Origin of the sequence: Embleya hyalina (assembly GCF_003967355.1) — a bacterium.
Classification (GTDB): Bacteria; Actinomycetota; Actinomycetes; order Streptomycetales; family Streptomycetaceae; genus Embleya; species Embleya hyalina.
The window spans coordinates 44,497-65,771 of record NZ_BIFH01000025.1 but is presented as its reverse complement, the minus strand read 5'-3'; the positions used below and the strand labels follow the sequence as shown (position 1 = coordinate 65,771).

Genomic DNA, 21,275 nt, shown 5'->3' with positions numbered 1-21,275 from the left:
CGCGGGCTTCGAGGTCGGAGTCGGGACGAGGTCGACTCGGGCGAACGAAGACCCCCGACCGCGACGCCCCCGGAAGGAGAGGCGACATGCATCACCGAACGGTTGCCGAGTGCATGACCAGGGAAGTCGTCCGGGTACGGCCCGACACACGGTTCAAGGAGATCGTCGAACTCCTGGCGGACAACCACGTCACGGCGGTGCCCGTGGTGGACGTGTCGAACCGTCCGATGGGCGTGGTGTCCGAGGCCGACCTGCTCCGCAGGTCGACCGCTCGGGCAGACCCACCCGGCCCGAGCCGGGTTCCGGATCCGCAGGCGTGGGACCGGGCCAAGGCCGAGGGGGTGCGGGCCGAGGAATTGATGTCCGCGCCCGCGGTGTGCGTACGTCCGGACTGGACCGTGGCCGGCGCGGCCCGCCTCATGGCGGTGCACGACATCAAGCGACTACCTGTGGTGGACGAGGAGGACCGGCTTCAGGGCATCGTCAGTCGCGGCGACCTGTTGCGCGTCTTCCTGCGGGGTGACGACGCCATTCGCGATGAGATCGAGCAGGACATCCTGCGGCGAATGTTGCGTCTTGCCCCCTCCGAGGTGACGGTCGAGGTGCACGAGGGGCAGGTCACCCTCGGTGGATCCGTCGAGTTCAAAAGTCGGATCCCCATCATCGAACGGCTGTGTCACGGCGTCGACGGCGTGGTGTCGGTACACGAGCGCATCGCCTATCGCACCGACGATGTCCACGATTCGTCCGGCGCCAGGTGACGCCTTCGAATGCGCGGAGGCCCGATGAGTGGCCCCGGCACGCGGATGCCCGATCCGAGACCCGCGAAAGAGCGGTCGGAGTCGCCCGGTGATGCCGCCGGGCCCGATCCCCACGAGCCGCTGCCACGGCTGCTCCGTGACCTGCGATGCGGCACCGACGGCCGCACCGGGCGCGAGGCCGCCCGGCGGTCGGTGGCGTACGGCCGGGGCAGCGGTGCGGCGCGACGTCGGGTTGCCGACAGGACGTTCGGCCCGGGTGCACGGCACCATCCGGCCCTGTGCCCCGTAGTCCGCGAGCACGACGCTGGGAGACGAAGGCACAGCGCTCGACCATCCCGCATGGGGGTGAGACTCATGAGCACCGACACCTCCGCGCGTGGGCGCGCCGCGCGCTCGTGGGAGGTGACCCGCCCCGGGCCGATCGACACCCACCCTCTCGAACTCGTCGAACACGAGCGCGCGGAGCCGGGCCCGGAGGACGTCCTGGTGCGGGTGCAGGCGTGTGGCGTCTGTCGTACGGACCTGCACCTCGCGGAGGGCGACCTGGCGCCGCACCGGGCGAACACCGTTCCCGGGCACGAAGTGGTGGGCGTCGTGGAGTCCGTGGGTACGCGTGCGACACGCTTCGCCCCCGGTGATCGCGTCGGGATCGCCTGGCTTCGCCATACCTGTGGGAAATGCCGCCATTGCCGAGGCGGCGCCGAGAACCTGTGCCCCGAGTCGACGTACACCGGGTGGGACGCCGACGGCGGATTCGCCGACGTCGCCTCGGCGCCGGAGGACTACGTGTACGCGCTGCCCGCGGATCGTGACGCCGAGTACCTGGCGCCTTTGCTGTGCGCGGGCATCATCGGCTACCGGGCATTGCGGCGCGCGGACCTGCCACCCGGTGGCAGGCTCGGCATCTACGGCTTCGGCGCGTCGGCTCACCTCGCCGCACAGGTCGCACTGGCGCGGGGCGCGTCCGTCCACGTCATGACCCGCTCGGCACAGGCCCGCCGACTGGCGCTGGAACTGGGCGCCGCCACCGCCGGCGACACCTACGAGTCCCCACCCGAACCGCTGGACTCGGCGATCGTGTTCGCCCCCGTCGGCGACATCGTGCCGACCGCCCTGGCGGCACTCGACGCTTCCGGGACCGTGGCGGTGGCGGGCATACACCTGACCGACATTCCGGCCCTGAACTACCAGCGGCACCTGTTCCGCGAACGCAATCTGCGCAGCGTCACCGCCAACACCCGCGACGACGGCGTCGAGTTCCTGCGCCTGGCGACGGAGATCGACCTACGCGTGACGACCACCCCCTACCCCATGGGACGCGCCGACCGCGCACTCGCCGATCTCGCCGCGGATCGTGTGCGCGGTGCGGCGGTCCTGATCGCCGATTGACCGGTCCGAGACCTTCACCGAGTAGATCGCCCGAATACCAACGCCGAACAACCTCGAATACGAGTAGGTGACTCATGTCCACGACACACGTTCGTCCAGTGCGAGCGACACCTGTTCCGATGGTCCGCGAGGTGATGCACGGCCCGGTCGTCGCCGTCGCCGGTCAGGACACCCTGTGGCAGGCCATGGATCGTATGCTCACGGCCCATCTACGCCACATGGCCGTCGTCGACGAGGGCCGCGCCGTGGGCCTGCTCGGTGACCGCGACCTCGCGTCGGTGTGGGCGCTCGACCCGCTGGGACTCAAGCACCGCACGGCACGCGACGTACTCGGAACCGAACCCCGTTTCGTCGCCCCCGACATCGACGTGATCAGCGCGAGCAAGCGACTTCTGGGAGCCGGTGCGGACGCCCTCCTGGTGGTGGACGAGACGGATCGCCCCGTGGGCGTACTGACCGACCACGACCTGCTCAAAGTACTGGTGGACCTGTACGGGGATGGCGACGACCACCGGCAGCAGGGCTCCCGTCATCCGAATATGCCTCCCGATTGATCTTCGGGGACGGCGGACGTTCCGACCTCGCGAGTGGCCCGCGCCGTCGTTTAGCATGCACGGGGGAGCGGCCCTCGGTCGGTCCGGCGGGTTCCCTACCGTGACGGAGTTCGTGATGCGGGGCTCGAACGGGGACCAGGAGTCCACGGCGTATCGGCGGTGGGAATACGCGATAATCCCGTGGCTGACGCTCTCGGCGGTCGTTTCGTTGACGACATTCGTACTGGGTGAGGCGTTGCAGGCCCGCGAGCGCCCGGTGTTGTGGATCGAGTACGGGGTGTGGGTGGTCTTCCTGACCGACTACCTCGTCAGGCTCGGACTCAGCCGGGACCGTTGGAGGTTCGTGCGCGCCCACCCGCTGGACCTTGCCGCGGTCGCGCTCCCCGCAACGCGTGTGTTGCGCCTGATCGGGGTGATCGGCCGGATCGGGGCGGTCGCCCGGGGTGGGCGTACCGGCCGGCTGTTGGCGAGCACCGTCGTGCTGGTCCTCACGATCCTGGTCGCCGGCGCCGCTGCCGTCCTGGCGCCGGAACGCCGCGCGTCGGACGCGAACATCACGGGCTACCCGGATGCCCTGTGGTGGGCGATCAGCACGATCACCACCGTCGGGTACGGCGATCTGCACCCGGTGACCACCGAGGGCCGCCTGGTCGGTGCGGTGCTGATGGTGGTGGGCATCGGCATGATGGGTGTGGTCACCGCGACCATCGCCACGCGGTTGATCCTCCCCGAGCAACAGGCCGAGGAACGCCTCGAATACGCCCGCCTCGAGAAACGCCTGCGGGGCATGGAGGAGCAACTGCGACGCCTGAACGATCATTTGGGCGCCCATGCCCAGCCCGATTCCGCAATCGACGCCTCCGACCGACACCCCGACCACCCCTCCGCGCAATGAACGTGAGGGTCGAACCTCTCTTCGGTTGTCGTACATTGCTGCCCCTATGGGGCCGATCGACGCCACGCGTCCGCCGTCACCAGGACTCAGGCGGCCTGGCCGTTCGAGGCGCCGGCGGATCTCACCCCCGACCACCGTCGAGGCGCGGCGTTCGGTGGCATCCGCGATCCATCCGGGCTGAAGGACACGGGACGCCGGGACGGTCAGTACGGTAGTAGCCGCCCCGACGGGGTACGCCGGTCCACCGGCGGCGGAGTCCGTGGGTGCACGACTCTCTTGACGATCCTGACGCGTGGCACGGTAACCACCTCCTGGAGGTTTTCGCCGGCCCATCGACGCGGGCCACGGAAGGAAGCCTGAAATCTCCCCGAGTGGTCGACCATCACCAGCCCAACACGGATCGAGTCCCAGGCAACAGGGCCACACGGCCCAATGATTCCTCCGCGAGGCGACGCTTGGCCACCCGACGACGCCACGAGGCCGTCCCACTCGCGCCGGGCGTCTCGAGCCGCGATCCCGGGTCACCGATGGGAGACCCGGTCAATCGGGTTCGGAGGCATCGCGATCGCGCGGCGTGATGATCATGGGACAGCGCGTGTGGTGCAGGATGCCCTGGCTGGTCGAGCCGAGCAGCATTCCGCGGAAGCCGTCGAGGCCGCGGGTACCCACGACCAGGCACAGAGCGTGTGCGGAGACCTCGGTGAGGGCGGCGACCGGATGGCCGAAGAGCACATCGTGTCTCGTCGGTACGTCGGGGAATCGTTCACCCCACCCTGCGAGGGTTTCGGCCAGGCGGATGTGCCCCTCCCTCGTCTGCTCGGTCCGAAGATCGGAGGCGAGGACCGGCAGCTGATCGAAGCGACGTACGTGAACGGCCGACAGCATGGCGCCACGCAGCGACGCCGCCTCGTAGGCGAGCGCCACTCGGACGACGACCACCGGGCAGCGGGCGTGGGCGACGATGGGTACCGCGATGGCGCGGTTGGTCATCACCTCCCGTACCGACGACAGGTGTCGTGAGCCGACGACGCTGATTGCAGCGTTCGGTTGACTGTGACGCAGCGCCGCGGTCGGCGACCCGTCCACGAGCACACGATCGATCGGGACACGGGGGCCGCCGCGCCGAAGCCAGGGCGTCGGTTTCGTCGAGGGTCCGCCGGCCGGTGTCGTCGGCGGCCTCGGCCGAGGTTCGTCCCGCCTGCGGTGCCGAAGGCCCCGCCGTGGTTTCGGTCTGCCGTTCCCCCGCGTGGACCAGACACAGCGGCAGTCCCCGCCGGTCGGCCTCGTCGACCGCCCACACGAGCCCGAGTCGCGAGGCGGGGGTTCGCCGGAGCGGGAACGGCCCGCCCGCCGTTCCCCCGGCTTTTGCCGGTTACGCGTGCATCGCCACTCTCGGAGAGGAGGTCCGCGACCTCGGGCGCACCATCTCCCGGGCCGTCCCGCTCGCGCCGGGCATCACCCGGTCGTTGCCTTGGCGGTGTCGTCGGTCCTCGGCCCCAGGCGACGGTGAGTCGTCCGGCCTGGGTGAACTCGAGGCGCACGACCACCGGGGCCTGTGTGGTCATGATGGGACTCCTCTCGGGAGCCGAGGCAACTCCGCGCGAGGGCGTGCCCATTCGTCGTCCGACAACGTCCAGTGCTCGACAACCTTGGTTATCTCCGGCGAGCAATCGGACGGACGCCTCCACGGGCAACCGGCCTTCGCTTCGCCGGAGGTCCGCGCGACGTCGTCCGTTGCGGGACACAGACCGCGTACCACGCGGCGAAGCGGATGTGTGGACCCCAGGAAAGGCCCTCGCCCACAAGGATCGCCGCTCGCGGGGGAGGCCGCGACGATGCGACGTGTCGACGAACCCGGACTCGTGCGGCGTCGATTGCCGGAAGCCGTCGGGAGCCGTCGGGAGTTGCCGGTATTGGCCGAAGGTCCGCACCGGCAGCGTGAGTCGATTCCCACCGGGGTAACCGCGACCGGCAGCCGACGAGAAGGGGAACCGAAGTGACAAGTGGATTACGGGGGCTGGTCGCGGTCGTCTCGACCCTGGTGGTGCTCGCGAGTGTGTCCGGGTGTTCCGGTGGCGGCGGTGCCGCGAAGGGCTCGGGGAAACTCACCGTATGGCTCACCGTCGACGCCCAGGAGAGCTGGCCGGACCTGGTGAGGTCCGTCAACGCCCGGTTCGAACAAGCTCATCCGGGCACGGACGTCACTGTCGAGTACCAGCAGTGGACCAGCAAGAACCTGAAACTGGACGCCGCGCTGGCCGGGCACAACGTGCCGGACGTCGTGGAGATGGGCAACAGCGAGACCGTCAACTACATCGTCAACAACGCGTTCGCGCCCGTCGATCCCGCGAGGTTCGACCACGCCGGCGAGTGGCTCGGTGCTCTGCGCGAACCCTGTGAGTACAACGGCAAGGTCTACTGTGTGCCGTACTACGTCGGCGCCCGGGTCGGGATCTCCCGCACCGACCTCCTCCAACGGGTCGGCGTGACGAAGGCGCCCACCACCTATCCCGAACTGATCGCCGGACTCGACGCGCTCAAGGCGAAGTTCGGCACCGAGGACCGCGCCTTCTCCGCGCTCTACATGCCCGGTCGCTACTGGTACGCCGCGCTGGCCTTCGTCAAGGACGCCGGCGGCGAGATCGCCGTCAAGAAGGACGGCCGCTGGCAGAGCACGTTGTCCGGTCCCCGATCCGTCCAGGGACTCCAGGCGTGGAAGGACCTGATCGACGCCTACTACGTGGGCGACCGCGCCAAGGACAACAGCGACGAGCCGGCCGTCGTCGGCCAGGGCAAGGTCGGGATCTTCTACGGCAACACCTGGGAGGCCGACGCCGCCACCGACTCGAAGTCCGGAGGGAATCCGGAACTGAAGGGCCGCTTCGCCTCGTTCGCCTTCCCCGGTCCCTCCGGCGGACCACTGCCGCCCTTCCTGGGCGGCTCCGAACTGGCCGTCCCCGTGAAATCGAAGAAGCAGGATCTCGCCCAGGACTGGATTCGGCTCTTCACCGACCGCACGTCACAGGAACGCCTGATCAAGGCCAACACCCTGCCCAACAACACCGCGCAACTCGCCGACGTGGACGCGGACGGCGTCAACGGACCCGCCGCCAAGGCCGCCACACGCGGCTGGGTCACCCCACAGGCGCCGGGCTGGGCGGCAGTGGAAAAGGCCAACATTCTCCAGGAGATGCTCGAGGACATCGCCACGGGCAAACACTCGGTGAAGGACGCCACCAAGGCGGCGGACGGGCGGATCGATGCCGTCATCAACAAGAACTGAGGGGGCGGTGCGGCCCGCCGAGCCCGCCGCTTCCCTCACGACCCCACCCACGCGCCGACCCCGCGGCAGGCGGCGCATCGCGCGGCGGGCCACCCCGTACCTGCTGATCGCGCCCACGATCGCGACGCTGCTGCTGGTGCTGGGTTACCCGCTGTTCGACATGGTCGTGCTCTCCTTCCAGGACATGACCCGCAAGGAGTTGTTCGCGGGCACCTCACCGCCCTGGGCCGGCGTCGACCAGTACCGGGTGGTCCTGTCGGACCACTTCTTCTGGGTCGTGGTGGCCCGGACGGTGGCCTTCGCCGTGGTCTGCGCCGCGCTCACCATGCTGTGTGGACTGGGGTTCGCGCTGCTGCTGCGCGAGGTCTCCCCTTGGGTGCGCGGGGTGATGATCGGCGTCCTCGTGGCCGTATGGGCCATGCCGTTCATGGTCGCCGCGTCGGTGTTCCGCTGGCTCTCGGACGCCGACTACGGCGTGATCAACTGGCTGCTCGGCCGGTTCACCGGCTCCGATTTCCAGGGCCACAACTGGTTCGCCAATCCCTGGGAGGGCTTCGCCGTCATCGTCGCCGTCGTGGTCTGGGGAGCGATCCCGTTCGTCGCCATCACCCTGCACGCGGCGCTGACCCAGGTGCCCGCCGAACTGGAGGAGGCCGCGCGGGTCGACGGCGCCAGGGGCGTGACGCTCTTTCGTCACGTCACGTTCCCGATGATCAGACCGCTGTTCGTGGTGGTCGCGGCATTGTCGACGATCTGGGATTTCGGGGCGTTCAGCCAGATCTGGCTGATGCGCGGCGGTCAGCCCGAGCGCGACTACTACCTGCTCGGCGTCTACTCCTTCATCGAATCCTTCGCCGTCAACCGCTACAGCGCGGGAGCCGCCATCGCCGTCGTCACCGTCCTGTTGCTGCTCGTCGGCTCCGCGGTCTACTTGCGCCAGATCCTCCGGACGGGAGAGATCGAATGAGCATCGACAGCCGCCGGCGTCGTCGACGACGCCGTGCCGACGCCGTCGGACTGGCCGCCGCCGCCGTCATGGCCTTCCCCGTGTACTGGATGGTCCTGACCGCCTTCCGGCCCGCGAGCCGAATCCTGCACGTGCCGCCGCGGTTCTGGCCCGGCCCGTTCACCCTGGACAACTTCCGGCGGGCGATCGGCTCGGACACGTTCTGGGCCAATGCGCGCTCCAGCGTCGTCGTCGGCGTGGGGACGGTACTGATCTCCCTGGTCGTCGGCACGCTCGCCGCCTTCGCCGTCGCCCGTTTCGCCTTCGCCGGGCGCCGGGCGCTGATCCTCGTCCTGCTGGCCGTTCAGACGATCCCGCTCATCGCGCTCGTCATTCCCGTCTACCTGCTGCTCAACGACCTCGCGCTCACCGACACCCTGACCGGCGTGATCCTCACCTACCTCGCCTTCGCCCTTCCCTTCACGGTGTGGATGCTGCGGGGGTTCATCGTCGCGATCCCTCCGGAACTGGAGGAGGCGGCGATGGTGGACGGATGCGGCCGACTCGGCGCCTTCCGGCGCGTCACCCTGCCGCTGCTCGCCCCCGGTCTGATCGCCACCTCGATCTTCGGCCTGGTGCAGGCGTGGAACGAGTACGTGCTCGCGTACGTCCTGCTCTCCGGCAACGACAAGCGCACGCTCCCCGTGTGGCTCGTCTCCTTCCAGACCGGCTTCGGCACCGACTACGGCGGCCTCATGGCCGGCGCCACCCTGACCGCGCTGCCCGTCGTCGTCGCCTTCCTCCTCGTCCAACGCCGAATCGCGGCCGGCCTGGCCACGGGCGCCGTTCGCGGTTGAGCCGGCCGACACCGTCCAGGCCGCGACGAGGACGCCGAGGTGGCGGGCGCAGCGGCCGTGCAGCCGGGGCGGGGAAGGCGCCCGGCGGTCTCGATCCCGGGCTCGGGACCGCCGGGTTCACGTGCCGCGGTGTCGATCCCCCGCGTCCGGGGCCGGCGTGGGGACACCGGGATCAGCGTGCCTCGCCCTTTACGAGGCATTCCCCGCCTGCCACGGCATCGCGCACGGCCACCCCCCCCGCACGCGCCGGCGTTCGCGTCCCTGGGCGAGACGATCCCCTCCGTCACCAACCATCTCGACACCCTCGGCGAGATCCCCTGCGCGGCAGCCGACGACGGGCTGCCGACCGACGCGCCCTTCCGGCGCCCGGGGGCGTGTGTGATCGGGGGGTCCCGCCCTGGCACCGACGCCGACCGTCGCCCCACGTGTCGCGCGCGTCGACACCTCACCCTCGCCGCCGCCTTGACCGACCCCGCGCACGTCAGAGGGAGTCGGGCAGGCCCCATACGCGCCGCAACGTCGCACCGGTCAGCACCGTTTCGGGGGCGCCCTGCGCGACCAGTCGACCGTCGTGCAACAGGAGGCAGTGGTCGGCGAGCCGCGCCGACGCCAGGTCGTGCGTGACGTGGACGACCGTGGTGCCGAGGCCGGCCGACTCGGCGAGCACGTCGGAGATGCGCTGCCGGGCCGCCACGTCCAGGCCCGTGGTCGGTTCGTCCAGAAGCAGCAGTTCGGCCTCCTGAGCCAGGCCCTGCGCCACCAGCGCCCGTTGGCGTTGGCCGCCCGAGAGCCGGCCCAGTTGTCTCGCCGCGAGGTCGGCTATGCCCAGGCGGTCCAACGCGGCGTCCACGACCGCCCGGTCGTGTGCGGTCAGGCGCCTCCAGGCGCCTCGGTGCGCCCATCGGCCCATGGCCACGGTTTCTCGGACGGTGAGCGGCAGGGTCTCCGCGACCGCGCTGCGCTGCATGACGAAGGCGGGGCGCGAGTCACCCGCCCGTTCGATCGAGCCGGCGGTCACGGGCAGAAGGCCGGCCAGGACGCCGAGCAGGGTCGACTTGCCGGAACCGTTCGGTCCGACGATCGCGGTGGTCGCGAACCTCGGTATGTGGGCCGTGAGTCGGTGCAGAACCGGCCGGCGCGGGTAGCCCGCCGAGATGCCGCGCAGGGTCACTTCGGAAGGCGGATGGATCGGTCGCACGAGACTCCTCGAACTGCTCCAACGATCGGTTCGGCCGAGCGCCACCCGATCGCTTATTTGATTTGATAATCATTTTCATTATAGGTTCCCGGCATGGAGTGGTTGGTCGAGCCCTTTGAAGTGACCTTCGTACAACGCGCCCTGTGGGGCGGCATCCTCGTGTCTCTGATCTGCGCCGTCGCCGGGACCTGGGTGGTTCTGCGCGGCATGGCGTTCCTCGGTGACGCGATGTCGCACGGCATGCTGCCGGGCGTCGCCACGGCGTCGCTCCTCGGGGGCAACCTGCTGCTCGGCGCAGCCGCCAGCGCAGGCGTGATGGCCCTCGGCGTGACCGTGCTGAGCCGTTCTCCCCGCCTGTCCCAGGACACGAGCATCGGCCTGCTGTTCGTCGGCATGCTCTCGCTCGGCGTCGTCATCGTCTCGCGTTCCCAGTCCTTCGCCGTGGACCTGACCGCGTTCCTGTTCGGGGACGTGCTCGCGGTGCGCGAACAGGACCTGGTCCATCTCGCCGTCGCGCTGGGCATCGCCCTGACCGTTTCCTTCGCCGGGCATCGATCGTTCGTCGCCCTGGTCTTCGACGAACGCAAGGCACGGACGCTGGGCCTGCGGCCACGCCTCGCGCACGCCGTACTGCTCGGCCTCGTCACCCTCGCCATCGTCGCCTCGTTCCACGTGGTGGGCACGCTGCTGGTCTTCGGCCTGCTCATCGCCCCACCCGCGACCGCGCTTCCGTGGGCCCGGCGGATTCCGTCGATCATGCTCGGGGCCGCGCTCTGCGGAGTCGTGGCGACCGTCGTCGGTCTCCTTCTCTCGTGGCACCTCCGCACGGCCGCCGGGGCCACGATCGCCGCGGTCGCGGTCCTTCAGTTCCTTCTCTCCGCCCTTGCCGCCGGTGCCTTGAACCGCACCGGCGGCATGACCCCGCCCGCTCCCGTGGCGGCTGCCCGAACGGATTGCGAACCCTTGTCATGACGACCACGAGAAACCGAATAGCCGTATGCGCCGCGTTGAGCGTCCTCACCGCGGGGGCCCTGGCGACCGGCTGCGGATCCGCCTCGGATCAGCCGTCGCCGAAACAACGGAAGACGCCATCGGAGGCGGTTCCGCACGGATACGTCGAGGGAGCGCAGGAGACGGCCGAGCAACAGCCGCGCCTGGTCGTGGCCGACGGCGACACCGGAGCGGTGCAGGTACTCGACCTCACCACCGGGGACATCACACCGACCGCGCGCGTCGAGGGCGTGCGCGAGATCGTCGGCGACGGCCGGTTCGCCTACCTCCACACGACGGATCGCACGCACGTCGTCGACACCGGAGCGTGGATGGTCGACCACGGCGACCACGTCCACTATTACCGGGCCCGCATTCGCGACGTCGGCGAGGTCCCCGGGGCACAGCCGAAACAGGTCAACAGCGACACGGCCCGCACCGCGGTCGCCTTCGGGGACGGCAGCGTCGGTCTCCTGGACCGGGCCGCACTGGACGGCGGCACCATCCGCCGCGTCGCCACTGTCACCGACGGAACCCTGCCCGGCCCCGCCGTTCCCTATCGGGAACACCTCCTCACTCCGGCACTTGCTCCCGACGGGGGAACGGTCGTGGCGGTGCGCGGCAAGGACGGGGTACGGGACGGCGCGATCGCGGAGCCCTGTCCGGAGTTGCGTGGGGTGGCCGTGACCCGGAAGGGAGTGGTCTTCGGCTGCGCCGACGGAGCCCTGCTCGTCACCGAGAAAGGCGGCACCTTCGCAGGGGAGAAGATCGCCTACGGCCGGCCGGTCGCCGCCGAGAACCGCGCCCACGACTTCCACCACCGGCCGGGAAGCACGACGCTGGCCGCGCGGGCCGGCGCCGAGGGAGCGTGGCTGCTCGACGTGGCCAGACGAACCTGGACGCTCGTGCCCACCGGCCCCGTCGTCGCGGTGAACACGGCCGCCGACGGCGCGCCGCTGTTGGCCTTGACCGATGACGGTGTACTCAAGGCGTACGACGCTCGCACCGGGGCGGAAACGGCTCGAACCGCACTGCTGTCGGCCCCCGTTCGCTCATCCGGCCCCGCCGCGGCGGGCGCCGGGACCGAGAACGCGCGACCACCGGTCATCGAGATCGACTCGGGTCGCGCCTACGTCAACGACGCCGCCACGAGGAAGATCCACGAGATCGACTACGGCGACGACCTCCGCGTGGCACGCACGTTCTCTCTGCCCCTGACGCCCACCCACATGGTGGAGACCGGCCGATGAGGGGCACATCCGCAACCCGGGCAGGCGCGGCAACCGCGCTGGCGATCACGGTGTTCACCCTGCTGGCGTGCCTGACCGGATGCGCGGACCGGGACAACGCCCGCCCCAGCGTCGTGGTCACCACCAACATCCTGGGCGACATCACCCGCCGGATCGTCGGCGATCAGGCCGACGTGCTGGTGCTGATGAAGGCGGACGCCGACCCGCACTCCTTCGGGATCTCCGCGAGCCAGGCGGCACGGATCGAGCGCGCCGATCTCGTGGTCTACAACGGCCTGGGCCTCGAGGAGAACGTCCTGCGTCACGTGCGGGCCGCCGCGGACTCCGGAGTGGCCACCATCGCGGTCGCGGAGGCCGTGGATCCGATCCCCTACGCGACGGACGAATCGGCGGGCGCGCTCGACCCGCATTTCTGGACCGACCCCCATCGGGTGAGCAAAGCCGCGCGGCTCATTGCCGAGCGGGTGGTCGACAAGGTCGAGGGTGTCGATCGCACCGCGGTCCGCGCGAACGTGGCCGGCTACGGAAAGGAGATCGACGACCTCGCCGTCTGGATGAAGGAGCGCTTCGCGCAGATCCCGGAGCACAAACGCAACCTGGTCACCAACCATCACGTATTCGGGTATCTGGCACAGCGCTTCGGGTTCCGCGTCATCGGCGCGATCATCCCCAGCGGCACCACCTTGGCCGCACCCAGCGCCAAGGACTTGAAATCGCTCGCCACGGCCATCCGCGAGGCCGACGTCGGAGCCATCTTCGCCGACTCGTCCCAGCCCGAACGCCTGGCGAACGTGCTCAGGGAGGAAAGCGGCCTGCGGGTCGCGGTGGTTGCCCTGTTCTCCGAATCGCTCACCGAGAAGGGAAAAGGCGCGGCCACCTATCTGGAAATGATGCGCACCAACACCGACGCGATAGCGGACGCTCTCCGCGGTCGGACCTGAGCCAACCCCCACCGGAAGGAACGCACCCATGGCGACACCCAGGCGCTCGCGTGACAAAGCGGCCACGAAAGCCGCGACATTGACCGCTCTTCTGATCGGCTCCCTCGCGCTGACCGCGTGCGGCAGCGGCAACGACGAAACCCACAAACAATCCGAACCCGCGCGAGGCCAGTTGACCACCGCGGCCAAGAGCGGCGTCACGGCACCCGTGGTCGCGACGTACGACGGCGGCATCTACATCCTCGACGGTGAAACGCTGCGCGTGGTCGACGACTTGAGGCTCGACGGCTTCAACCGGGTCAACCCGGCCGGCGACGAACGGCACATCATGGTCTCCACCGCCTCGGGGTTCCGGGTCCTGGACGCGGTGGGCCGCACCATGACGGACGTCGAGTTCAAGGGAGCGAAACCGGGGCACGTCGTACGACACGCCGGAAAGACGGCGCTGTTCGCCGACGGCACGGGCCAGGTGACGATCTTCGATTCCGGGGCACTCGGTCGCGGAACGCCCAAGAGCCGGACGTACACCGCGCCCTCGCCGCATCACGGTGTCGCCGTCGAATTGAGCGACGGCCGCCTCGTCGTCACCCTCGGCAACGAGGAGAAGCGCGTCGGCATCGCCGTACTCGACAAGGACCACAAGGAGATCACCCGCAACGAGAATTGTCCCGGTGTACACGGTGAGGCGACCGCACGCGGGGAGGCCGTCGTCATCGGCTGCCAGGACGGCCTGCTCGTCTACAAGGACGGCGCCATCACCAAGGTAGGCAGTCCGACGGCGTACGGCAGGATCGGGACCCAGGCGGGATCCGAGCAGTCGCCGATCGTCCTGGGCGACTACAAGAAGGACCCCGACGCCGAACTCGAACGCCCCGAACAGGTATCCCTGACCGACACGAGAAGCGGCACGATGCGGCTCGTCGACCTCGGTCCCGGTACGAGCTACAGTTCCCGCTCCCTGGCCCGAGGCCCACGCGGTGAAGCCCTCGTACTGGGCACCGACGGACGAATCCACGTCATCGACCCCGAAGCCGGCAAGGTCGTCAACACCATTCCGGTCCTGGGCACATGGCAGGAACCGCTCGGCTGGCAACAGCCCCGACCCGCGATCTTCGTGCGCGACCGCACGGCGTACGTGTCCGACCCGGCCGCCAAAAAGCTGCACGCCGTGGACATCGACACCGGGCGGACCAACGCCACGACCGACCTGCCCAACACCCCCAACGAAATCAGCGGGGTACGCCCCTGAACGGATACCGCCGGTGTCCGGAGCAGCCCGCTGACGCGGTACCCGTCGGACGGGCCCGGAAGACGGCCCCGGGGCCGAACGGCTCCGGGGCATCTCCGCCGACCCTTCCCGGCAAACCGCCGAACCCCGGCACTCCGGGTGTGCCAAGGCGGCGTGGCCGACCGTCGGGAGGCCGGTGCAACCGCGGTGGGGGAGTGCATCCGAGCGAGCGTTGGACTTCGCGGCCGTGACCGCGGAGGCGAGTCGATGATGACGACCCGGGCCGTCGCGTTCGTCGGACTGGGCAACATGGGCGGCCCGATGGCCGCCAACCTGGTCGCGGCCGGACACGTCGTCAACGGATTCGACCTGGTTCCCCAGGCATTGGAACAGGCCCGGGACCAGGGTGTCCGGATCGCCGGATCCCCTGCGGAAGCCGCCGCCGACGCGGATGTGGTGATCACCATGCTGCCCGGCGGGGCGCACGTCCTGGACTGCTACGGGGGCCAGGACGGGCTCTTGGCCGCCGCGCCGGCCGGGGCGCTGTTCGTCGACTGTTCGACGATCGACGTCGCCGACGCGCACGCCGCACACGCCGCAGTGCGCGCGACCGGGCGGCGTGCCCTCGACGCGCCGGTGTCCGGGGGAGTGGTCGGCGCGGTGGCCGGCACGCTCACGTTCATGGTCGGCGCCGACAGCGAGGACTTCACCGCGATCGAACCGGTGCTGACCGCGATGGGTCGTCGTGTCGTGCACTGCGGTCCGCCCGGTGCCGGGCAGGCCGCGAAGATCTGCAACAACATGATCCTGGGCGCCACCATGATCGCGGTGAGCGAGGCGTTCGTGCTGGGCGAGCACCTCGGGCTCTCCCACCAGGCGCTGTTCGACGTCGCCTCGGCCGCCTCCGGACAGTGCTGGGCGCTGACCACGAACTGCCCGGTGCCCGGCCCGGTGCCGGCCAGCCCCGCCAACCACGACTACCGGCCCGGCTTCGCCGGCGCCCTGATGGCCAAGGACCTGCGGCTGGCCGCCAACGCGATCCGCGCGGGCGGGGTGTCGGCCGAACTGGGTCTGCACGCGGCCGAGATGTACGCGGCGTTCGCCGAGAACGGCGGCGCCGACCGCGACTTCTCCGCCGTCATCCACACCATCAGGGACCAGCACACCGACACCGCCGCAGGCGAAGGGAACGACCCCGCATGACCGAGTACGAGACCATCCTGGTCGAGCGCCACGACCGCACCGCGCTGATCACGCTCAACCGGCCCAAGGCACTCAACGCCCTCGACCTGACCGTGATGGCCGAGGTCGTGGACGCCGCGACCACGCTCGACCGGGACCCGGACGTCGGCGCGCTGGTGATCACCGGATCCGCGAAGGCGTTCGCCGCCGGCGCGGACATCAAGGAGATGCGGCCCAACGGCTACATGGACGTCTACCTCTCCGACTGGTTCTCCGCGTGGGACCGCCTCGGCGACGTCCGCAAGCCCACCATCGCCGCCGTGTCCGGCTACGCACTCGGCGGCGGATGCGAACTCGCCATGATGTGCGACATCCTCCTCGCCGCCGACACCGCGGTCTTCGGCCAACCCGAGATCAAGCTCGGCGTGATCCCCGGCATCGGCGGCTCACAACGACTGACCCGGGCGATCGGCAAGGCCAAGGCGATGGACCTGTGTCTGACCGGCCGCACCATGGACGCCGACGAGGCCGAGCGCGCCGGCCTGGTCTCGCGCATTGTTCCCGCCGCCGACCTGCTCACCGAGGCGCTGTCCACCGCCGCGACCATCGCGGGCATGTCGACGCCGATCGCGATGATGGCCAAGGAGAGCGTCAACCGCGCCTTCGAGACCACGTTGGCCGAGGGGGTGCGCTTCGAACGACGCCTGTTCCACGCCACGTTCGCGACAGCGGACCAGAAGGAGGGGATGGCGGCGTTCACCGAAAAGCGCACGCCGTCGTTCACCCACCGCTGAGCCGACCGGGACGCCGGGCGGCTGCACCGTCGCCCGGCGTTTCGATCGCATGCCCGCAACCACTCCCGCGATGATCCACAGGTTTTCGCCCGCGAGACGGGTGAAGGCCTGGTGCGCGTCGAGCATCACCACGATGTCTCCGCTCCCGTTCGCGAAAGTTATGGAGCAAGCTTCGTCTGCTTGGCGGTGGTCGCGGTTCCGACCTGTGTAGGGCCGTCGTCGGCCCGAGCGGGTTCGAACACGATCGGCGCCTCGAACGCCGCCTTGCGGGAGGCGCGGCGCAGTGCGGCCAGCACCGCCGGGCCGACGAGGGCGATGGCGACGCAGTTGGTGATCGCCCGGCCGGTGTCCCAGCCGAAGGTCGAGGTGAGGATGGTGAAGACGAAGAAGCGGTGCAGGTTGTCGAGGATGCCGTCGCCGGGTACGAACGCCGGGCCGACCATGGATTCGGAGTCGGCGAGAAAGGGCCAGAACCACATGTTCATCAGGAAGCCGAACGCGTAGGCGGCGAAGACTCCGTAGCAGGCCAGCATGACGATCTCGCGCCGGCCGCGAACGCGTCGGGGGAGCAGGCCCGCGCCGAGTCCGACCCAGGCGGAGGCCAGCATCTGGAACGGCAACCAGGGGCCGACGCCGGCGGTCAACAGGGCGGACGCGAACAACGACGTACAGCCGAGCACGAATCCGAACCCGGGGCCGAACACGCGTCCGGCGAGCACGAGCATGAAGAACACCGTCTCGATCCCCGCGGTGCCGGCGCCGAGCGGCCGCAGTGCCGCGTTGATCGCGGAGAGCACGCCGAGCATGGCCAGCGCCTTGGAGTCCAGTCCACCGCTGGTGAGTTCGGCGAGAACCACGGCGACCACGAACGGCAATGTGACGGCGAAGATCAGCGGCGCGTCCCCGGAGTGCGCGGCCGATTCGGGCGAGGGGGAGGCGAACAGCGGCCACAGGAACATCGCCAGACCCGCGATGGAGGCGATGGTGAGCACGATCGCGGTACGTGGGGTGATGCGAATCGCGTTGCTGCGTTTGGGCGTGTCGGTGACGGTCGTCATCCGGTGGGCTCCCTGTCTGCGGCGGATGCGCGAGCGTCGGGTGAGACCGACGGGTCGGGCTGCCGGTGGGCGACGTCGGTATCCGCAAGGGCGTTGCCGACGTCGGTGACCGTCAGCCACTCGGCGGGGGCGAGGATCTTGGCCACCTGGGGTGCGAACGCCGGGGAGGACACCACGACCTCGGCGGTGGGGCCGTCGGCGACGATGTCGCCCTCGGCCATCACCACGACCCGGTCGGCGACCTGCGCGACGAACTCGACGTCGTGTGTGGCCAACACGATCGCCCTTCCGGCGTCGGCGAGTTCGCGCACCACCCGGACGAACCGCCGCTTGGCGTGGTAGTCGAGGCCGCGGGTGGGTTCGTCGAGCAGCACCACCCGCGGCGCGGCCACGAGTTGGATGGCCAGGACCAGCGCGAGGCGTTGCCCCTCGGAGACGTCGCGCGGATGTACGGCGCCGTCGATGCCCGGCGCGATGCGGTCGAGCAGGGCTCGGCACGCGCCCGCCTCGGCGCCCGACTCGCGGTCCGCCTCGGCGCATTCCGCGTCGACGGTCTCCAGGTAGAGGAGATCGCCGGGGGTCTGCGGGACCAGGCCGACCAGTGCGCGGGCCCGTTTCGGCTCGGCTCGGCCCGGGTCGACGCCCGCCACGTCCACCGTGCCGCCCTGACGCGGCCCGGACCCTTGCAGGGCCCACAACAGCGAGGACTTGCCGGACCCGTTGCGGCCCATCAGCGCGGTGACCTGCCCGGGCAATTCCAGATCCAGGCCGCGTACGGCGATCACGTCGCCGTAGCGCACGATGATGCGCCGCGCGCTCAGCAGCGGGCCGGTCGTCGGGTCGGTCGGGCGCGGCGCCGGGGGTGTGTGGCCGACGAGGCGTTCGCGGAGCGGCGCGGCCAGGCGGCGGGCGTCGCGCACGGACAGCGGCAGCGGCGACCACCCGGCCAGCCGGCCGAGTTCGACCACCGGCGGGGCGATGTCGCAGGTCCGCAGGATCTCGGCGGGCGCGCCGTCGCGGACGGTGCGGTCCCCGGGCAGGTGCACGAGGCGGTCGGCGTACTGTACGACCCGCTCCATGCGGTGTTCGGCGACGATCGCGGTGATCCCGAGGTCGTGCACGAGCCTGGTGATCGCGGCGAGCACGTCCTCGGCGGCGGTGGGGTCGAGCGCGGACGTCGGCTCGTCCAGGACCAGCACGCGCGGGTGCGCGGTGAGCACCGAGCCGATCGCGACCCGCTGCTGCTGGCCGCCGGAGAGCGTGCGCAGCGGGCGATGGCGCAACTCGGCGATTCCCAGCAGGTCGAGGGTTTCCTCGACCCGCTTGCGCATCACCGCCGACGGGATGGCCAACTGCTCCATACCGTAGGCAAGTTCCTCCTCGACCGTGTCGGTGACGAAGCCGGCGAGCGGGTCCTGGCCGACCACGCCGACCAGGTGTGCGAACTCGCGCGGTGGTTGCGAGCGGGTCTCGATTCCGTCGACGCGCACACTGCCGCGCAGCGTGCCGCCGGTGAAGTGCGGGACCAGGCCGTTGATCGCGCCCAGGAGGGTCGACTTGCCCGCGCCCGTGCGACCGACGACCAGACACAACTCCCCTTCGGGAATGGTCAACTCGACATCGCGCAGGGCCGGTGCCGGTGCGTCGGCGTAGGTGATGGTGACGTCGCGGAATTCGATCACCGGACGGACTTCTCCCTGAGGATGGTGCCGTCGCCCCGGTCCGGGGTCGTCGGCCGAACGGGCGTCTCGGGCGCGGGCGGCATGACGCCCGCGCGGGGCACGGTGAGCGGAGGCGGCGGGGCGAGCCAGGCCGGCAACACGCCGACGGCCAAGGCGAGTACGGGCAACGGGGCCAACTCGGGCCACGCGAGTGGGCTGAGTGACGGGTACAGGTTGCCCGCGTCGATCCGGCTGGTCAGGTAGAGCAACGCGCCGGTGCCCAGGCCACAGACGGCGACCGCGAATTCGGCGAGGCGCCAGCGGTCCGGCAGGTACACGCTGCGGTCGATCCGCCGGCCGGTCAGCACGAAGCCGATACCGGCGACCACCAGGCCCCCCGGCAACATGGTGACGCCGAGGTAGCGGGGCGTACCGCCGTCGAGCAGGGCGTACACCCCGACACAGACCCCGATCAGCCCCACCAGGGTCAACACCCCGGTCACCAGCCGGATCGTGCGCGGCAGATGCCGATTGCGGCCGTATCCCCGGGAGTCCATCGCCGCGGCCAGCGCGAGCGAACGATCCAGCGCGTCCTGGAGCACCGGGATGGCGATCGACCGCAGCGCCCGCATGCCCTTCTGCGCCCCGCCGCGCAACCGCCGCGCCCGGCGCACCCGATGCACGCTCTCGATCAACTGCGGCGCCACCGACAGGGCGACCACCACCGCCGCGCCCACCTCGTACAGCGCCGCCGGCACCGCCTTGAGCATGCGCTTGGGGCTCGCCAACGCGTTCGCCGCGCCCAGGCACACGATCATCGTGGCCAACCGCAACCCGTCGTAGAACCCGCCCAGTACATGCTCCAGCCCCACCGGCCCGAACAGGTGGATCCCCGCCGCCCACTCGGGCAGCGGGATCTCCGGCAGGTCGACCAGCACATGGCCGCTCGCCGCGCCCGCGCCGAAGACGATCCGGAACAACACCCGCATCACGATGATGAACAAGCCGAGGAACAGGTACATGCGAAAGGCCAGCGCCCACGGCGCGTCGCTGCGCCGGTTGGCGACGACGAACCCGGCCACGGCCAGGATCAGCGCGAGCAGCAGGGGGTTGGTGGTTCGGCTCGCGGCGGTGGCCAGGCCAAGGGCCCACAACCACCACGCGCCGGGGTGCACGGTGCGGGGCAGCCGGCCGCCGCCGCGGCGGAACGCGACGGCGGTCGGCGAGGGTTTCGGATGCGGCACGTTCATCCCGATCCGTCGGCGCGGGTGCGGCGGCGCCACGTGGTGAACCCGGCCGCCGCGCAGATCGCCACGAGCAGGGCGATGCCGGCGATGGTCGTGGTCGGGATCCCTTCCCGCTTCTTCGTGGCCAACTCCTCGCCGCCGGTCCAGGTCTGGCCCTGCGGGGTGATCCCGGAGGGTTGCGCCGACGGCGCGGCCGAACCCGGCGGCGCCGCGGACTCGGTGGGGGCCGTGCCGGGCACCTCGCTCGCCGGGGCGGCCGGCGGCGGCTCGGCCTCCATCGGATTGCCGGACACACCCGGCCCCGGGGCGAGCGGATCGGTACCCGAGGTGGAAGTCCCGTTCGCCCCGTTGGAGCCGCCCACGGTCGAGGCGGAACCACCCCCGGTCTTACCGGAGTTGCCCCCAGATGCCGCCGACGTCGTGCCGTTGCCGGAGCTGCCCGGGTTGCCTCCGTTGCCTGCCGGCGGTTGCGGGTTGTTCGTCCTGGGCGGTGGGTCCTGCGTCGCGGGCGCGGCCGGGCGCGAAGGAGCCACGCGCGGCGGCGGGTTGGTCGTCTCGGTCTTGTTCTTGGCGAACGACCAGCCCTCGAAGCTGCCGGGCGGCGGCTTGCGGTTCATCACGCCCCACTGGCTGTAGGTCCACGAACCGCCGTTGGGGGCGTGCCAGTACGACCAGTAGGCGGAGGCCGGGGGCGTGTCGATGCACGGCTCCGAGTTGGCGCCGGGCTTGCCCTCGATCCGGCAGATGAACGCCTCGCCCCAGCGGGCCACGCCGGCGATCTCGATGCCGGCGTTTTTCAGCGCGGCATGGCCGGTGGCCTGATCACCCCGGGCACAGCGCACGATGGTCGTACCGCCCAGCTCCTGGAAGTCGATCACGATCGTCACGCCGCCCGCGTCCGGGCAGTAGCCGGGGGTGCCCTTCGAAGTGTCGACCGCCTGTGCGGCCGGCGCGGCGACCGTGAGCCGAGCGGCGGCGGGGAGGGCGAGCAGGGCCAGGGCGGTGATCAGGCGTGCCATGCGGCCACCACGTCCGAGGCGC

Annotated in this window: 19 protein-coding genes; 13 read left to right on the top strand and 6 right to left on the bottom strand. The window is 70.4% G+C overall.

Features of this window, described 5'->3' with window-relative positions; all coding sequences use genetic code 11:
- Positions 1–86 precede the first annotated feature (86 nt).
- The 4 genes from EMA17_RS26690 to EMA17_RS26675 all read left to right on the top strand — a co-directional run bounded on the left by EMA17_RS26690 (position 87) and on the right by EMA17_RS26675 (position 3,599).
- Positions 87–761 (top strand): CBS domain-containing protein, encoded by a 675-nt coding sequence (locus EMA17_RS26690; protein WP_126639677.1) that lies wholly within the window; start codon positions 87–89, stop codon positions 759–761.
- 354 nt (positions 762–1,115) lie between these two features.
- Positions 1,116–2,150, top strand: a complete 1,035-nt coding sequence (locus EMA17_RS26685) for a zinc-dependent alcohol dehydrogenase family protein (RefSeq protein ID WP_126639676.1) — start codon at positions 1,116–1,118, stop codon at positions 2,148–2,150.
- A gap of 119 nt (positions 2,151–2,269) precedes the next feature.
- Positions 2,270–2,704 (top strand): CBS domain-containing protein, encoded by a 435-nt coding sequence (locus EMA17_RS26680; RefSeq protein ID WP_160161571.1) that lies wholly within the window; start codon positions 2,270–2,272, stop codon positions 2,702–2,704.
- Positions 2,705–2,819: 115 nt separating this feature from the next.
- Positions 2,820–3,599 (top strand): potassium channel family protein, encoded by a 780-nt coding sequence (locus EMA17_RS26675; RefSeq protein ID WP_160161570.1) that lies wholly within the window; start codon positions 2,820–2,822, stop codon positions 3,597–3,599.
- A gap of 540 nt (positions 3,600–4,139) precedes the next feature.
- On the opposite strand, the gene EMA17_RS26670 is transcribed toward EMA17_RS26675, so the two are convergent.
- Positions 4,140–4,685 (bottom strand): universal stress protein, encoded by a 546-nt coding sequence (locus EMA17_RS26670; protein ID WP_246126914.1) that lies wholly within the window; start codon positions 4,683–4,685, stop codon positions 4,140–4,142.
- Positions 4,686–5,595: 910 nt separating this feature from the next.
- On the opposite strand from EMA17_RS26670, the gene EMA17_RS26660 reads away from it, so the two are divergent.
- From EMA17_RS26660 to EMA17_RS26650, 3 genes are read left to right on the top strand one after another with little or no spacing between them, the layout of a single operon-like run.
- Positions 5,596–6,882: an extracellular solute-binding protein gene (locus EMA17_RS26660; protein ID WP_246126913.1), complete on the top strand. Its 1,287-nt coding sequence runs from the start codon at positions 5,596–5,598 to the stop codon at positions 6,880–6,882.
- Positions 6,860–7,849, top strand: coding sequence for a carbohydrate ABC transporter permease (locus EMA17_RS26655; protein WP_126639673.1), 990 nt, complete (start codon positions 6,860–6,862; stop codon positions 7,847–7,849). The genes EMA17_RS26660 and EMA17_RS26655 overlap by 23 nt, the downstream gene beginning before the upstream one ends.
- Positions 7,846–8,685: a carbohydrate ABC transporter permease gene (locus tag EMA17_RS26650; protein ID WP_126639672.1), complete on the top strand. Its 840-nt coding sequence runs from the start codon at positions 7,846–7,848 to the stop codon at positions 8,683–8,685. The genes EMA17_RS26655 and EMA17_RS26650 overlap by 4 nt, the downstream gene beginning before the upstream one ends.
- A 481-nt stretch (positions 8,686–9,166) precedes the next feature.
- Here EMA17_RS26650 and aztA read toward each other — a convergent pair whose 3' ends face one another.
- Positions 9,167–9,883, bottom strand: a complete 717-nt coding sequence (gene aztA / locus EMA17_RS26645; RefSeq protein WP_174861432.1) for a zinc ABC transporter ATP-binding protein AztA — start codon at positions 9,881–9,883, stop codon at positions 9,167–9,169.
- 93 nt (positions 9,884–9,976) lie between these two features.
- On the opposite strand from aztA, the gene aztB reads away from it, so the two are divergent.
- The 6 genes from aztB to EMA17_RS26615 all read left to right on the top strand — a co-directional run bounded on the left by aztB (position 9,977) and on the right by EMA17_RS26615 (position 16,268).
- Positions 9,977–10,855 carry a zinc ABC transporter permease AztB gene (gene aztB, locus EMA17_RS26640; protein WP_126639671.1) on the top strand — a complete coding sequence of 293 codons (879 nt, stop codon included), beginning with the start codon at positions 9,977–9,979 and terminating at the stop codon, positions 10,853–10,855.
- Positions 10,852–12,123: a hypothetical protein gene (locus EMA17_RS26635; protein WP_126639670.1), complete on the top strand. Its 1,272-nt coding sequence runs from the start codon at positions 10,852–10,854 to the stop codon at positions 12,121–12,123. Before aztB ends, EMA17_RS26635 begins: the two co-directional genes overlap by 4 nt.
- Positions 12,120–13,064 (top strand): zinc ABC transporter substrate-binding protein AztC, encoded by a 945-nt coding sequence (gene aztC, locus EMA17_RS26630; RefSeq protein WP_126639669.1) that lies wholly within the window; start codon positions 12,120–12,122, stop codon positions 13,062–13,064. The genes EMA17_RS26635 and aztC overlap by 4 nt, the downstream gene beginning before the upstream one ends.
- 28 nt (positions 13,065–13,092) lie before the next feature.
- On the top strand, positions 13,093–14,313 hold the full coding sequence (gene aztD / locus EMA17_RS26625) for a zinc metallochaperone AztD (RefSeq protein ID WP_126639668.1): 1,221 nt from the start codon (positions 13,093–13,095) through the stop codon (positions 14,311–14,313).
- A 246-nt stretch (positions 14,314–14,559) separates the two neighbouring features.
- Complete coding sequence (gene mmsB / locus EMA17_RS26620; RefSeq protein WP_371863043.1) at positions 14,560–15,495, top strand: 3-hydroxyisobutyrate dehydrogenase; 936 nt, start codon at positions 14,560–14,562, stop codon at positions 15,493–15,495.
- Positions 15,492–16,268: an enoyl-CoA hydratase gene (locus EMA17_RS26615; RefSeq protein ID WP_126639667.1), complete on the top strand. Its 777-nt coding sequence runs from the start codon at positions 15,492–15,494 to the stop codon at positions 16,266–16,268. Before mmsB ends, EMA17_RS26615 begins: the two co-directional genes overlap by 4 nt.
- A 158-nt stretch (positions 16,269–16,426) precedes the next feature.
- Here EMA17_RS26615 and EMA17_RS26610 read toward each other — a convergent pair whose 3' ends face one another.
- From EMA17_RS26610 to EMA17_RS26595, 4 genes are read right to left on the bottom strand one after another with little or no spacing between them, the layout of a single operon-like run.
- Complete coding sequence (locus tag EMA17_RS26610; RefSeq protein ID WP_126639666.1) at positions 16,427–17,326, bottom strand: ECF transporter S component; 900 nt, start codon at positions 17,324–17,326, stop codon at positions 16,427–16,429.
- The gene (locus tag EMA17_RS26605) at positions 17,323–19,008 is read right to left on the bottom strand and encodes an ABC transporter ATP-binding protein (RefSeq protein ID WP_246126911.1); all 1,686 of its coding nucleotides are present in this window, start codon (positions 19,006–19,008) and stop codon (positions 17,323–17,325) included. The genes EMA17_RS26610 and EMA17_RS26605 overlap by 4 nt, the downstream gene beginning before the upstream one ends.
- Positions 19,005–20,237 carry a CbiQ family ECF transporter T component gene (locus EMA17_RS26600; RefSeq protein WP_246126910.1) on the bottom strand — a complete coding sequence of 411 codons (1,233 nt, stop codon included), beginning with the start codon at positions 20,235–20,237 and terminating at the stop codon, positions 19,005–19,007. The genes EMA17_RS26605 and EMA17_RS26600 overlap by 4 nt, the downstream gene beginning before the upstream one ends.
- Positions 20,234–21,253, bottom strand: a complete 1,020-nt coding sequence (locus tag EMA17_RS26595; RefSeq protein ID WP_218043060.1) for an SCO2322-related protein — start codon at positions 21,251–21,253, stop codon at positions 20,234–20,236. Before EMA17_RS26595 ends, EMA17_RS26600 begins: the two co-directional genes overlap by 4 nt.
- Positions 21,254–21,275: the final 22 nt, after the last annotated feature.

Bases quoted from the DNA above. Each gene is read 5' to 3' on its own strand.
- EMA17_RS26595 (WP_218043060.1), bottom strand. From the start codon at position 21,253: ATGGCACGCCTGATCACCGCCCTGGCCCTGCTCGCCCTCCCCGCCGCC.
- EMA17_RS26655 (WP_126639673.1), top strand. From the start codon at position 6,860: ATGCCGTCATCAACAAGAACTGAGGGGGCGGTGCGGCCCGCCGAGCCC.
- EMA17_RS26680 (WP_160161571.1), top strand. From the start codon at position 2,270: ATGGTCCGCGAGGTGATGCACGGCCCGGTCGTCGCCGTCGCCGGTCAG.
- EMA17_RS26615 (WP_126639667.1), top strand. From the start codon at position 15,492: ATGACCGAGTACGAGACCATCCTGGTCGAGCGCCACGACCGCACCGCG.
- EMA17_RS26600 (WP_246126910.1), bottom strand. From the start codon at position 20,237: ATGAACGTGCCGCATCCGAAACCCTCGCCGACCGCCGTCGCGTTCCGC.
- mmsB (WP_371863043.1), top strand. From the start codon at position 14,560: ATGATGACGACCCGGGCCGTCGCGTTCGTCGGACTGGGCAACATGGGC.
- EMA17_RS26685 (WP_126639676.1), top strand. From the start codon at position 1,116: ATGAGCACCGACACCTCCGCGCGTGGGCGCGCCGCGCGCTCGTGGGAG.
- aztD (WP_126639668.1), top strand. From the start codon at position 13,093: ATGGCGACACCCAGGCGCTCGCGTGACAAAGCGGCCACGAAAGCCGCG.
- EMA17_RS26635 (WP_126639670.1), top strand. From the start codon at position 10,852: ATGACGACCACGAGAAACCGAATAGCCGTATGCGCCGCGTTGAGCGTC.
- EMA17_RS26675 (WP_160161570.1), top strand. From the start codon at position 2,820: ATGCGGGGCTCGAACGGGGACCAGGAGTCCACGGCGTATCGGCGGTGG.
- EMA17_RS26690 (WP_126639677.1), top strand. From the start codon at position 87: ATGCATCACCGAACGGTTGCCGAGTGCATGACCAGGGAAGTCGTCCGG.
- aztC (WP_126639669.1), top strand. From the start codon at position 12,120: ATGAGGGGCACATCCGCAACCCGGGCAGGCGCGGCAACCGCGCTGGCG.
- EMA17_RS26610 (WP_126639666.1), bottom strand. From the start codon at position 17,326: ATGACGACCGTCACCGACACGCCCAAACGCAGCAACGCGATTCGCATC.
- aztB (WP_126639671.1), top strand. From the start codon at position 9,977: ATGGAGTGGTTGGTCGAGCCCTTTGAAGTGACCTTCGTACAACGCGCC.
- EMA17_RS26650 (WP_126639672.1), top strand. From the start codon at position 7,846: ATGAGCATCGACAGCCGCCGGCGTCGTCGACGACGCCGTGCCGACGCC.